This window comes from Enterococcus sp. B2E4, assembly GCF_030499455.1.
GTDB classification, from domain to species: domain Bacteria; phylum Bacillota; class Bacilli; order Lactobacillales; family Enterococcaceae; genus Enterococcus_D; species Enterococcus_D casseliflavus.
Map to the genome: position 1 here is coordinate 246512 of NZ_JAUKPK010000011.1, position 14024 is coordinate 260535.

The 14024-nt window shown below is 42.1% G+C and carries 8 protein-coding genes; 7 read left to right on the top strand and 1 reads right to left on the bottom strand.

Annotated elements, in window-relative coordinates:
* Positions 1–2 precede the first annotated feature (2 nt).
* Positions 3–3131 carry an AAA family ATPase gene (locus tag Q1X33_RS09215; RefSeq protein WP_005229689.1) on the top strand — a complete coding sequence of 1043 codons (3129 nt, stop codon included), beginning with the start codon at positions 3–5 and terminating at the stop codon, positions 3129–3131.
* Positions 3132–3147: 16 nt separating this feature from the next.
* Complete coding sequence (locus Q1X33_RS09220) at positions 3148–6312, top strand: DEAD/DEAH box helicase (protein WP_005229690.1); 3165 nt, start codon at positions 3148–3150, stop codon at positions 6310–6312.
* A 45-nt stretch (positions 6313–6357) separates the two neighbouring features.
* Here Q1X33_RS09220 and Q1X33_RS09225 read toward each other — a convergent pair whose 3' ends face one another.
* Complete coding sequence (locus Q1X33_RS09225; RefSeq protein WP_270787834.1) at positions 6358–7092, bottom strand: HAD family hydrolase; 735 nt, start codon at positions 7090–7092, stop codon at positions 6358–6360.
* 244 nt (positions 7093–7336) lie between these two features.
* On the opposite strand from Q1X33_RS09225, the gene Q1X33_RS09230 reads away from it, so the two are divergent.
* The 5 genes from Q1X33_RS09230 to pepF all read left to right on the top strand — a co-directional run bounded on the left by Q1X33_RS09230 (position 7337) and on the right by pepF (position 13960).
* Positions 7337–9073 carry an ABC transporter ATP-binding protein gene (locus Q1X33_RS09230; protein WP_270787833.1) on the top strand — a complete coding sequence of 579 codons (1737 nt, stop codon included), beginning with the start codon at positions 7337–7339 and terminating at the stop codon, positions 9071–9073.
* A 709-nt stretch (positions 9074–9782) separates the two neighbouring features.
* Positions 9783–10181: a transcriptional regulator SpxA gene (gene spxA / locus Q1X33_RS09235; RefSeq protein ID WP_003127030.1), complete on the top strand. Its 399-nt coding sequence runs from the start codon at positions 9783–9785 to the stop codon at positions 10179–10181.
* Between the two features lie 152 nt (positions 10182–10333).
* A complete protein-coding gene (locus tag Q1X33_RS09240) occupies positions 10334–10984 on the top strand; it encodes an adaptor protein MecA (protein WP_005229698.1) in 651 nt (216 codons plus the stop codon).
* Between the two features lie 100 nt (positions 10985–11084).
* The gene (locus Q1X33_RS09245) at positions 11085–12074 is read left to right on the top strand and encodes a competence protein CoiA (RefSeq protein ID WP_005229700.1); all 990 of its coding nucleotides are present in this window, start codon (positions 11085–11087) and stop codon (positions 12072–12074) included.
* A 68-nt stretch (positions 12075–12142) separates the two neighbouring features.
* Positions 12143–13960 carry an oligoendopeptidase F gene (pepF, locus tag Q1X33_RS09250; RefSeq protein WP_005229703.1) on the top strand — a complete coding sequence of 606 codons (1818 nt, stop codon included), beginning with the start codon at positions 12143–12145 and terminating at the stop codon, positions 13958–13960.
* Positions 13961–14024: the final 64 nt, after the last annotated feature.

The following is a 14024-nucleotide window of genomic DNA, read 5'->3' on the forward strand; positions in this document are numbered from 1 at the left end:
TCATGCAACCGAAGTCTTTACAAATGAAAAATTTTGGTCCATTCATTGATGAAAAATTGGATTTTAGTCAGCTGCAAGCTGGCGGTTTGTTTTTGATCAGCGGCAAAACGGGTGCAGGAAAAACGACGATTTTCGATGGCATGACGTTTGCCTTGTTCGGTGAAACATCGGGGAATCTGCGCTCAGGCAAAGAAATGCGCTCGATGTTTGCTTCACCAACCGAAGAGACCAGCGTCACCTTTACTTTTGAACATCAGCGTTTTACCTACCAGATCCAACGGAAACCGGAACAGACCTTAGCAAAAAAACGTGGTGACGGGGTCACCAACCAAACGGCAAAAGTCCAGCTGACGATTTTTGACGCCGAAGGCAAAGAGAAAAAGCAGATCAGTAAACGCACAGAAGTTGATGCATTTATCAAGGATCTGCTGCAGCTGGATGCCAAACAGTTTTTTCAAATCATGATGTTGCCGCAAGGAGAATTTCGTAATTTTTTGATTGCCAGCAGCAATGAGAAAGAACGCGTTTTACGGAATTTATTTGGCACGGAAATGTATCAACAATTTAATGAATGGTTGAAAGAGCAAGTCAAAGCACAAAGTAAAAAGCTTGAGCATCAGCAGCTGCTCGCCTCGCAAATCATGGAGCGCTTTGAATGGGAAGAAGCGCAGGAGGTTTTAACGGTTGCGGAAGGTCTGACTTTGTGGGCGCAGGATTTAGAAAAACAACAGGCGCAGCTTCAGCAGTTATTGCACAAAAAAGACCAAGCGATCCAAGAAATGAAAGCAGCGCAAGACGCTTTTTACCGTGCAAAAGAAATTGAAAATGCACGGATCGAATGGCAAGGTCTACAAGAAAAAGCCCGAGAGCTGCATGCTAAAAAAACCGAGATCGCTCAGAAAAAAGCACAGTTGAACCAGTTGGTGTGGGCGCTTGAACATCAAGAAATCATGCAGCAAAAAGAAGAACGAGTGAAAGAAGCACAGCAAGCTACTCAGCAAATCAACGAAACAAAGCAGCAGCTGCAAGAAATTCAGCAGCAACAAGTAAGCTGGCAAGACCAACGAGCGTTGATTGACGGCATCAAGAAAAAACAGGAAGCTGCTAGTCAAAAAGTTCAACGAATCCAGCAGCAGATCCCGCTAGCACAGCGCACACAAGCGCAGCAAGAAGAAGTGGTGCAACTTGAAAAAGCCGCACAACAACAGACCACCGAATTAACGAAGATAAACCAAGCGCAAGCAAGTGCCAAAGCGCAAGCGCAGCATCTGGCAGAAGAAATCGAAGCATTGCGAGGGTTTCAAGCAGAAGCGGTGAAATTGGTAGAAACGCAGGCTCTGGTAGAAAAATGGCAGCAAGCAAAAGCGCAGTTTCGTGAAGCCGAGCAAAAAGCAGGGGAACAGCAACAAATTCATTCGGAGTTGGTTCTTGAACAACAGCAATTAGCAGCATCCTTGCTGGAGCTGCAAAAAACGTTAAAACAAGAAACCAGTCAAAATGCTCGAATGCAAATTGCTCGGCTTCGTCTTTTGCTGGAAGAAAATGAACCCTGTCCGGTTTGCGGATCCTTGGATCATCCGAATACACAGGAGCACACGACCTATCGCATCGAAGACATCATTGCCAGTGAACAAAGACTTGAGCAAACACAAGAAAAATTGACGAAGATCCAGCAGCAAGTATCGGCAAATCAAACGCTGCAGGAGCAAGCCACATTGCGAATCAGCGAATGGCAAGCCACCAGTGCTGCTGCGCAGAAGCAAGTGGCATTCGCTTGGACTACAGTTCAACAGGCATTTGCTGCCTTGCAGCCGATAGAAAACCAAGAGACGATTACCGAGGAAACGACGGTAGCGGAACTAAAGAAACGGCAATCTTTCAATCAACAAAAAGCCGCTTCTTATGAAGACGCGCAGAAGAAACATCAGGCAGTAAATGAGAAATTAGCAACGTTAAATGAGTCCTATCAGCAAGTCAGTGAGCAAGCGAAAAAAGCCCAAGAAGCGCGCCAGCTTGCGGAGGGGAAATTGGCTTCTTTACAGGAACAACTTGCAGGCGCAACGTATGAACAATTACAAGCCGATTTAGCAAAAACCAATGGTTTACTGAGGGAATATACGCAACAAATTGAGGCTGATGCCCGACAAGAAGCGCAGCTAAACGAACAGCAAGCGATTCTTTCAGAGAAGCTGAAAAATCTGCAGCAATTTTTTGAAGAAAAGCAAGCGGCTAAGACAAAAGCAGAACAACGACTGACGCAGCGGCTCCAAGAAGCTGGTATGACTGAAGAAACGATGCGGGAATTGATTGCCCAAGCCGCTCAAACAACCGTTCTCTCAGAAGAAATCAAAACCTATGAGCAAGAAACGGTGTTTGTTCAGCAACGGCTAGCATTGTTAGATGCACAGTTAAAAGAGCAAGCTGCGATAGATTTAAACCAATTGGAAGCTGACTACCTTCAGTTGCAGACCGTGATGGAGGAACTACAGCAAGAAACAGTTCGCAAACAGGAGAAAGTCAACGGCAATCAACGGTTGTTTGACGAGCTGCAGGTCATTTATCAGCAAAATGTCGAAGAACTGGCCCAATTAGGCCAACTTCAGCAGTTGGCAGAAACCATCAACGGCGAAAACGTCAAAAAAACCAGCTTGGAACGGTATGTACTGCAGCAATTTCTGACAGAGATCTTAGAAGTCGCCAATGAACGCTTGGCTCGGTTGACTCGTGGCCGCTATCAATTTGAATTAGCGGATAAAGTCGGGAGCTATCGAAGCTCAACAGGCTTAGAAATTGACATATATGACGATAATGCGGGACAAGTCAGAAGAGCTCATACACTTTCAGGCGGCGAAAGCTTTATTGCTGCCTTAGCGTTGGCGATCTCTTTGGCGGATGTGATCCAGCAACGAGCTGGTGGGATCGAGATCGAAGCCCTCTTTATTGATGAGGGCTTTGGATCGCTTGATGAAGAATCATTGGAAATGGCGATGGAAGCATTAGAAATGATCGAAAATGAAGGGCGCATGATTGGGATCATCAGTCATGTTCGAGAACTGCGGGCAAGAATCCTGCAGCAAGTTTTCGTAGAAACTAACGGCAGCGGGCAAAGCCGGATCCGAATAAAAGAATAAGGAGAGGAGGGCTCTTATGAAGTGGAGTATTCCAGAAAAAGTAATTGAGCGTGGCAGAACGTATGTCAACGAAGATCGCGTCTTATCTGTCACACCAGACAAAGAAAAAAATGTGTGGCACGCAGAAGTATTGGGGACAGAATTGTATTTAGTGACCTTAGATGCTACAGCCAAAGAGGTAGATTATTGCCAATGTCCGTACTGGGAAGAGCATCATTATTGCAAACACACGGTGGCAGTCGAACTTTATCTACGCAAACAAGGGAAAACACGAAAAATCAATGAGCAAACCCCCATCAAAAAAGCCTTTTCTGCTTCAGAGATGTTTTCCAACGGCTTTGCCCGCTTAGGGAGCGAAAAAGAAACGAGCCAACCCTTACAGGTTGAATTTCGGATAGATACCATCGCCACCAATCCTTACCATCAAGAAATGGATATCTTAGGGATTTCCCTCAAAGTCGGCAATCGTGGCACCGCACGGACCTATGTCGTTAAAAACATTTATAAATTTTTGCAGATGTACCAAGAAAACAAGCAGTACGCAGCGAATAAGCAGCAGACCTTCTTTCTATCTGCGGATGCCTTTGATGAGAAAAATCGAGCCTTGTTGAATCGATTGGCAGGAATCGCGCAAACGCAACAGTTAATCGGGCAAGCAGGCATTCAGATCAGTGGTAAACTTGACAAAAAGTATTTGCTGCTACCAGTTGAGTTCGGCAAAGAATTGTTGTTACAGTTAAACGAAGTCTATACGCAAATAACCATTGGTGAAACAAAAGTCAATGAAGCCGATTTTCAAATCGGTGAACCTTTGTCGTTTTCAGTCACAAAACAGGAGGATCATTTTCCGCTGGAATTCGTGAAAGATTTTGACCATTTACTTAGCTATTATAATTGGGGTCTGCTGGATGGAACCTTTTATGAACTGACTGTCGAACAAAAGGAAATCTATGTCACGATGCAACAGTTGTTTAAACGATTTGAACAGCCAGTCATCGACTATCCGAAAGAAGAACTAGCGAATCTCTTTATGAAAGTATTGCCTTATTTGCGAAAAATCGGGCGTGTCCAAGTAGCACCAGAAGTTCAAAATGAAATCGAAGAGTCTGAATTGAAAGCCGTCTTTTCGTTACGGAAAATCAAAGGACAAGTCGATTTACAAGTAGACTTCACTTATGGAGAAGTCGTTTTTTCAAGTGATGAAAAACATCACTATATGCCAGAAAATCATCCCGAGATTTTACGTGATTTTCAACAAGAAGCACGAATTGAAGCGATTATTGAAACCTTTGGCTATCAAGCGAGCACTAAAAATTGGCAAAAAAGCTTACCTGCGGGGGAACAACTTTATACCTTTTTTACAAGGGAGATCCCTGTTTTAAGGCAATTAGGTGAAGTCCGTATCGGCAAGAAGCTGCGGGAACTTTACCTTGACGCCCAACACCATCGACCAGAAATCGTTATCGAAGAAAATGGTTCTTGGTTGGATATCAAGTTTGATGTCAGCGGCATTCAAGAGTCAGAGATCAATGAGGTCTTGCGCAGCCTGTTACAGTCTGCACAATTTTATACCACTGAAAATGGGCAAGTCCTTTCATTGGAATCGGAAGAGTTTCAAGAAGCAAGTGCTGCCCTGAAAAAATTGCGTCTTTCATTAGAAGCGAAAGATGGGGCGATCCAAGTTCCTTTGAATCAAGGGCTGCTCCTGCAAGAGCAGTTTGCTGATCAAGCCAGCTTTAGCGCCGGTTTTCAGCAAATGACGGAAGACTTGATCCACCCAGAAAACTTTGAGGCGCAGCTGCCAGAAAACTTGCATGCTGAGTTGCGACAATACCAAGAAGTTGGCTTCCGTTGGTTAAAAATGTTGAGCCACTATCAATTTGGCGGTATCCTTGCCGATGAAATGGGGTTAGGGAAGACCGTTCAGACGATCAGCTATTTACTTTCAGAAAAACAAGAGAAACAAAAATTGAATGCATTGATCGTGGCACCGGCGAGTCTAACATTCAACTGGCAACAAGAAATCAAACGGTTTGCGCCGACGATTTCTGCGTCTGTCATCAGCGGAACGAAAGAAGAGCGCGAAGGGCAGATGGCGCAGCCAGCGGACGTCCGCATCACTTCTTATGCAAGCTTGCGGCAAGACATTGATGCTTATCAAGCACTAGATCTGACTTGTTTGATTTTAGATGAAGCGCAAATGGTCAAAAACAGTGCGACCAAAACGGCACAGGCCTTGCGCTCCTTGGAAGTTCCACAGCGGTTCGCCCTCAGCGGCACACCGATCGAGAATAATTTAGAAGAATTGTGGTCCTTGTTCCAAATGATCATGCCAGGCTTTTTCCCGAACAAGCAGAAATTTAAAGAGCTGTCTACGCAAGAAATTGCGAAAATGATCAAACCCTTTATTTTGCGAAGAGACAAAAAATCCGTGCTGCATGATTTGCCGCAAAAATTGGAAACAAATTATTACAGTGTTTTAACAGAAGAACAAAAGAAAATCTATTTGGCGTACTTGCGGCAAATGCGGGAAGAAATCGCGCAAATGGATTCTACGTCTTTTCGTAAAAATCGAATCAGTATCTTAGCTGGTTTGACTCGACTGCGGCAAATCTGTTGTGACCCACGATTATTCGTGGAGGATTATGAAGGGTCTTCTGGGAAACTTGAACAGGTCAAAGATTTACTCTTAGCAGCCAAAGAAAATGGGCGTCGTGTGCTGTTATTTTCTCAGTTTACTAGCATGCTTTCGATCATTGAAGAAGAGCTAGCACAAGAAGGGTTTGAGTCCTTTTACTTGCGAGGCAGCACACCGCCGCAAGATCGTTTGACGATGGTCGATGCCTTCAATAGTGGAGAAAAGGACGTCTTCTTGATCTCGTTAAAAGCAGGAGGAACAGGACTGAATCTGACCGGCGCAGACACCGTGATTTTATACGATTTGTGGTGGAACCCGGCGGTGGAAGAACAAGCCGCTGGACGAGCCCATCGGATCGGTCAAAAAAATGTTGTCGAAGTCTGGCGAATGATTGCTGAAGGAACCATTGAAGAACGAATGGATGCGTTGCAACAAGAAAAACGTGAGCTTTTCCAAAAAGTGATCCAAGGCAATGAAACACAGCTTCAACAAATGACAGAAGAAGATATTCGCTTGATATTGAGTATCGGCGAAGAAAGTTAGCCATTCAAAAAGATGGACCTGCCGCAGGAGCGAAGGTCCATCTTTTTAGTTATACATGTATGCAGGCACTTGCATCAGTCTGTCAATACTGTCTTGCAGCTGTGAAAAAGCAGTGATCGATGCATCTGGTAAGTCTTCCAATCCACTAGGCGCTTGACGGAGACGATGATTGAACCACAAAGCTTGCCACCCGGCTTTCTTACAGCCAACCACGTCATTATCAAAATTATCACCAACGTACAATGTGGTTTCCGGATCAAGAGCAAAGGCGGTTTCTGCCAATTGAAAGATTTCAAGTTGCGGCTTTTGATAACCAGTTGCTTGGGAAATGATCATATGCTCTGGTTTGATCCATCGAGTCAGTTGCAACTGATCCAATTTTTTTTGCTGGTGGTCAGTGGGACCATTGGTAATAATTCCTAGTTTGACTGGCAATGTGGACAAATAGTTCAAAGTTGACTCAACTTCAGGATGCAGCGTGATGGCATCTAGTTCTTGTTCATAACACAGCTGAAATTTACAGCTTTCTTCCATTGCAATAGGTAAGTACCCTAAATCCGTTAATGAATGGGTCAGTCGATAATAACGAAAATGATCTAGCGTCCATTCATTTGCCAATACCCGTCCAAACTGCTCGTCACTGTGCACCCGAAACCGTAAGTAAAGAGCAGTTAAATCTTTGTGGGCTATTTGTGGGAAACATGAGGTTACGGCATTGCGAAATGGTTGTTGCTGGTCATATAAGGTATCATCGACATCAAAAAGAATACTAGTGATCAAAAAAGACACGCCTTTCAGAGTTAGTGAAAATTTTCAGTTTGTTTTCGAATCAATCATAAGCCATTATTCCTGTAAAAAAAAGAGGAAAACTCCTGTAAAATAAAGGTTTTATTTACTGTTTTTAGAAATCCGCGTCTTCATAGGTTTTCAAAATTATAGTGAATTTTACCCATTTTCACATGTTTCTCATTTTGCATTTCTTCTGAGAGTTGCTTATAATGAAAGCTATTGAGGAGGGGGAAATGTGTTAAAAAGGTTTTTTCGTTATTATCGACCGTATCGGTCACTATTTATACTCGACTTTACTTGTGCGGTATTTGCTGGTTTATTGGAACTAGCCTTTCCAGTTGCCGTCAACCAAGTAATCGATAAGATCATGCCCCAGAACAACTTTCGCCTAATACTGTTGGCTTGCTTAGGCTTGTTCTTGTTTTATGTGATCAATACTGTGTTGCAATATATCGTGGTTTTTTATGGTCATAAACTTGGGGTCAATATTGAAACTGATATGCGTCAAGAGTTATTTCGACATCTGCAAACGCAATCTTTTGAATATTATGATAATCAAAAAACTGGCAAGCTGATCAGTCGTTTGACTACGGATCTCTTTGAGATTTCTGAAGTCGCTCACCATGGGCCAGAAGATGTTTTTATTACCATCATGACTTTGGTCGGTTCATTCCTATTGATGTTAAATATGCATGTTCAATTAGCTGTGGCAACATTTGCGTTGATTCCCTTGATCACGATCGCCTTGGTTTTTTTCAATAAGAAAATGACCAAAGTCAACACACAGATCTATGATAATCTCGGTGAGTTCAACGCCGGAGTGGAAGCATCTGTCAGTGGCATTCGAGTGACACAATCATTTGCCAATGAAACGTTTGAACATAAACGCTTTGACGGGTTAAGTGAGATTTATCGGCAGTCTAAGATCCTTTTTTATAAGGTAATGGCAATCAGTTCAGCGTACAATTATTTCTTGATTCGGTTGATCAACTTGTTTGCTCTGATCTTTGGTGCCTACTACGTGATTCGTGGTGAACTGACGAACGGTCAGTTCGTAGGGTTTATTTTATTGTCAAATGTCTTTGTTAGACCAATTGAGAAGGTTAATACGATGATCGAAAGCTATCCGAAAGGAATCGCTGGCTTCAAACGCTTGACCGAAGAGTTGGATAAAGAACCGACGATCAAAGACAAGCCAGGGGCACGGGCAGTAACTTCCTTAAAGGGAGACATCGTCTACCATGATGTTTCTTTTTGCTATGCGGATGCGACGAAAGTCTTGAATCACATCGACTTGTCGATCAAAGCGGGTGAGACGATCGCCTTCGTTGGGCAAAGTGGTTCAGGGAAAACAACGTTATGCAACTTGTTGCCGCGGTTTTATGAAGTCACGGAAGGCGCCATTACGATTGATGGCATCAATATTCAGGAGATGACCTTGGCATCTTTACGTCAGCAGATTGGTACGGTGCAGCAAGATGTTTTTCTTTTCCCAGGAACGATTCGAGAAAATATTGCTTATGGCAAACTTGATGCAACAGAAGAGGAGATTTTAAAGGCAGTCAAATTGGCACACTTAGAAAAAGTCATTGATCAAATGACGGATGGCTTGGATACGGTCATCGGTGAACGAGGCATCAAATTATCGGGTGGCCAAAAGCAGCGGGTAGCGATTGCTCGGATGTTCTTGAAAAACCCGCCGATTTTGATTCTAGATGAAGCAACTTCAGCGTTAGATACCGAAACGGAACAAGTGATCCAAGAATCATTGAATTCTTTGGCAGATGGGCGTACAACCTTGATCATTGCCCATCGCCTCGCAACGATCAAACATGCGACACGAATCATTGTCGTTAGTGAGAAGGGGATCTTAGAAGAAGGAACCCATGAAGAGTTGATGGCGAGAAAAGGGCATTATCGTGCATTGCATGATGCTCAATTTGCTCGTGACCGAGAACCAACACTCGCTTAGAAGAAAGACATGGTAAACGATCAGTTCAAGAATAGTACAGTCTATTATGCTTTGTCAGTGACCAAGCAACAAATTGGCTGGCTTCTTGGATTGATCATTTTTTACTGAGTTTTTTGTGAGAAACCCTTTTCATTTATAAGCAGATGTTCATTTCTGCTGCTGTTTTATAGCAGATTATGACAGAAATGCTTCTATGGTTTTCTGATTAAAAAGGAATGTGATACAATAAAACCAAGAAGAGAGAGAGTGGTTGCGATTACTAGCACAAAAAAATAACATTCATTTTCATTGTAGCGCGATCGTTTCTCGGCAAAGGAAGGATCGTGAAAAAGTTCTTTTGAAAACGATTGAGCGACTGCCTTGGTTTTTCTCTCAGTTTTTGATTACATCTGTAATTGTCGTAGTAAAATTAAAAAACGTTGCCTTCTGTTAAAAGAATATTTTAATATTCTGACATCTTTTTGATACACCTTTGACACACTGTTGTATAAAAGGAGTAATATTAAAAAAAAATTTGAGTTTTCTCATTTAAAAATAAACTTTTTGAAGGAAACCTTTTGCCTTAAAGGTTTCGCTTTTAATATAACTTTCGAGTTTTATTAAAAAATATGAGATTTAGACTAGATTTTTTTTAGTTAAACCTGTATAATTGAAATCAAGCGAGGGAACAGGACTTGCTTGATTGAAAATTAAAAAGGAGAGATGCACGTTGTTGACACTATACACTTCCCCAAGTTGCACATCTTGTCGCAAAGCTCGTGCGTGGTTACAAGAGCACGAAATCCCTTTTGTTGAAAGAAATATTTTTTCAGAACCGTTAAATATTTCTGAGCTTAAGGCAATTCTACAAATGACAGAAGATGGCACAGAAGAAATTATTTCCACCAGATCCAAAGTATTCCAAAAGTTGAATATGGATCTAGATGACCTGCCCCTAAAAGATTTATTGACACTTGTTCAAGAAAACCCAGGATTATTGCGTCGTCCGATCATGATTGATGAAAAACGATTGCAAGTTGGGTTCAACGAAGATGAAATTCGTCGGTTCTTACCTAGGGATGTTCGCCAACTGGAACTAAGACAAGCGCAATTAATGGCAGGATTATAAATTTGACTTCATCGACTCGCTTTCTCTTTGAAAGTGAGTCTTTTTTTGAGTTTTTATGTTTTTCTTAAGAGGATATTCGTTTTCTCTTTACTTTTTATCAGGTTTCGATACAATGAACCTATAGTGAGTAGCAAAAGTGAGGTGTAGCTAATATGGAAATGGAACATATCAATGAGAACACCATTCGTGTATTGATCAAAAGTGAAGACTTAGCTGCGAGAGGCATCACTTTTCTTGACCTTCTAGGAAATCACAATGAAATTGAAAACTTCTTTTACAGTATTCTTGAAGAAGTTGATATTGACGAAGAATTTAAGGGCAGTGAAGCTGTAACTTTCCAAGTCTTGCCTAAAGGCGATGGGTTAGAATTGTTTATTAGCAAAAATCTTCCACCAGAAGGAATGGAAAATTTTGATGAGATGAACGATGAAGCGAATGAAGACATTACCGACATGTTGAAAAAGCATGTGGCGGCTCAATTACAAGAGTCGGAGCAAGCAGAAGACATCGGCAATCGTTTTGTATTCGAGTTGTTGCGATTCGAAGATATGATTCAATTGGCATCCGAAGTATATTTGGATTCCGTTGCAACCAATCTTTACCAAATGGGTAACCATTATTATATTGAAATTCGATTCATGGATGCAGAGGTTACTGATATTGAAGTGGAAAATGCACTTTCTTATTTGATGGAATTTGCCCAACGGACATCAGTGACGCCAGAGGTTTTATCTGAATATGGTCAGTTGATCATGGAAAACGATGCACTTGAATTGACTCGTTTCTACTTCAAGAATGATTAATGAATGAAATTCATTTCCAGCCAAGAACATGTTGCTAATGTTCTTGGCTTTTTCAATTGTGTTTGATAAAAATGGCGTATCTTTTATTGAGGTGAGTTAGATGCTGAAAGCATTGAACCAAAGAAAAGAAGTCATTGCAGCGAAAGGGAGAAAGAAAGCATCAGGTCCTTTTTATTGCCCAGGGTGTCACCAAGAAGTGACTTTGCGGCAAGGAACCAAACGACAGCCCCACTTTGCCCATCAAGCAACTGCTGATTGTCAGACTTACAGCGAAGGGGAGACGAAGGAACACTTGGAAGCCAAACAACTATTGGTTGAATGGTTTCAAGATACAGGGATTGAGATCGAAGCCTTTTTGCCTAAACTCCAACAGCGTCCTGACCTTTGTTATAAGAATATCGCCATTGAAGTACAGTGTTCTTCCCTCAAGTTTTCACGATTTCTTGAAAGAACCAGCACGTATTTAGCAAACGGCTATCGACCATGGTGGATCTTAGGGGAGAAATTGCATCCGAAACGCCAATGGTCACTTTTGGCAAAAGCCTGCTGTAGTTATCAGGCAACTGGTTTTTGTTTGTGGCTGATTGATACGCAAAATCAATCCTTAATGAAGTTAGATCAAATCAACTGGCACTATCAAGAAGGAGTCAGCAGTCAACAAAGCGATGCTCGAAAAGGGGCGCCTTACCATAAAGAAACTCTTCGCCCTTTGTGCAAAGGACAAAGCTCAAACCATCACCGTCCTCCTGAATGGCTTGCTGCAGACTATCAGGTCTGGTTGATACAAAAACTGCGAAAGAACCTGCCAAAAATCCGTGTGATCCAAGAAATATTGTATCCGTTAAAAGGCAATGTCTCCCAGCTGCCTATGTGGTGCTATTGTGCAAGCAGCTTTGGCATTTTATTTGAGCATCGAATATTGGTTTTTCGCTTTCTTTATTTAAGTGACTGTCCACTTCGTTTTGATCAATGGGTAGCACGGCTGCGGCAGCTGGATTGGCAATGGCAGTTCCCGTTACTGGATCAACGGGAAATTTTGCGCGGGCTCTTTCAAGAATGCCAATATTTAGTAAATTCGGTTTCTTTTTAAGCCAATGATTTGGTTTCACTGAAAAGTATGATAAGATATTTTTAACCAATGAACAAGGAGTGAAGGGAATGTCAGAAACAAAACAATTACCAGCACGTGAATCGATTCCAGTCGAAAAAACGTGGGACTTAACGAAAATCTATGCCGATGATGCGGCTTTTGACATAGAATTTCAAGAGATCCAAGCACAAGTCAAAGAAGCAAGTCGTTACCAAGGTACTTTAGCCGATGGGCCGCAAGCCTTCTTATCCGCATTAGAATTTGTTTTAGCGCTTTCTCGTCGTTTAGAGAAACTCTATGTATACAGTCATTTGAAAAACGATCAAGATACTGCCAATACGACGTATCAAGGCTTGTATGCAAAAGCAAGTAACTTAGTTGCGCAAGTAAGTGAAGCCGTTGCTTGGTTTGATCCTGAGCTATTGACAATGTCTGATGAAACGATTTGGGGCTATTTCGATCAAGAGCCGAAACTAGCTGTTTATCGTCATATGATCGAAAAAACCATCAACGAACGTCCACATGTCTTGCCAGCGGAGCAAGAAGCGTTATTAGCTGGTGCTGGCGAAATTTTTGGGGCACCTGGCAACATTTTTTCTGTTTTAAACAATGCTGATTTGGATTTTCCAGTAGTTGAAGATGAAAACGGGGAAAAAGTACAGTTATCTCATGGTGTATACGGTGAGTTGATGGAAAGCACGGATCGGTCTGTCCGTGAAGCAGCCTTTAAAGGTCTTTATGGTGTCTATGAGCAATTCCGCAATACCTTTGCCCAAACATTAAGCACCAATATCAAAGCCCATAACTTTAAAGCAAAAGCCCGCAAATTTGATTCGGCACGGCAAGCCGCTTTGAGTGCCAACCACATTCCTGAAAGTGTCTACGATACATTAGTGGATGTCGTCAATCAGCACCTGCCATTGTTGCATCGTTACATGGCATTAAGAAAACGCCTGTTGGCTGTCGATACGTTGCATATGTATGATGTTTATACGCCGATTTTAGGGGAAGCACCCATTCGATATACCTATGAAGAAGCAGTCGGAAAAGCGAAAGAAGCGTTAAAACCATTAGGTGAAGAATACCTTGCGGTGGTTGAAGAAGCCTTCAGCAATCGGTGGATCGATGTCGTTGAAAACAAAGGCAAACGCAGTGGCGCGTATTCTTCTGGTGCCTATGATACGCTGCCATATATCCTGATGAACTGGAATGATCGATTGGATCAACTCTTTACTCTTGTTCATGAAATGGGACACAGTGTGCATAGTTACTTTACACGTAATAACCAGCCTTATGCCTATGGCGATTATTCGATTTTCTTAGCAGAAATCGCTTCAACCACCAATGAAAATATTTTGACAGAGTATATGCTGCAGACTGAAACAGATCCACGGGTCAAAGCTTATGTCTTGAATCATTTTCTTGATGGCTTCAAAGGAACGATTTTCCGTCAAACGCAATTTGCCGAGTTTGAACACTTCATGCACGTGGAAGATGCGAAAGGAACGCCGTTGACCAGTGAGTTCTTAAGCGAGAACTATGCCGAGTTAAATGCAAAATACTACGGACCTTCTGTTGAAAAAGATCCTGAGATTCGTCTTGAGTGGTCACGCATTCCGCATTTCTATTACAATTACTATGTTTACCAGTATTCAACCGGATTTTCGGCAGCTTCTGCTTTAGCGAAGAAAATCTTAGCAGGTGAACCAGATGCCTTAACCAACTATTTGAACTATTTGAAAGCTGGACGCAGTGATTATCCAATCGAAGTCATGAAAAAAGCGGGCGTCGATATGACAAAAGCAGATTATATTGAAGACGCGATGAAAGTATTTGAGCAACGCTTGAATGAATTGGAAGAACTCGTCAAAGAAATTGAAGCATAATTGAAAAGCGAACCAATCCGGGCTCTTTGTCAATAAGGACTGATGAGTTGTGTAAAATCAAATC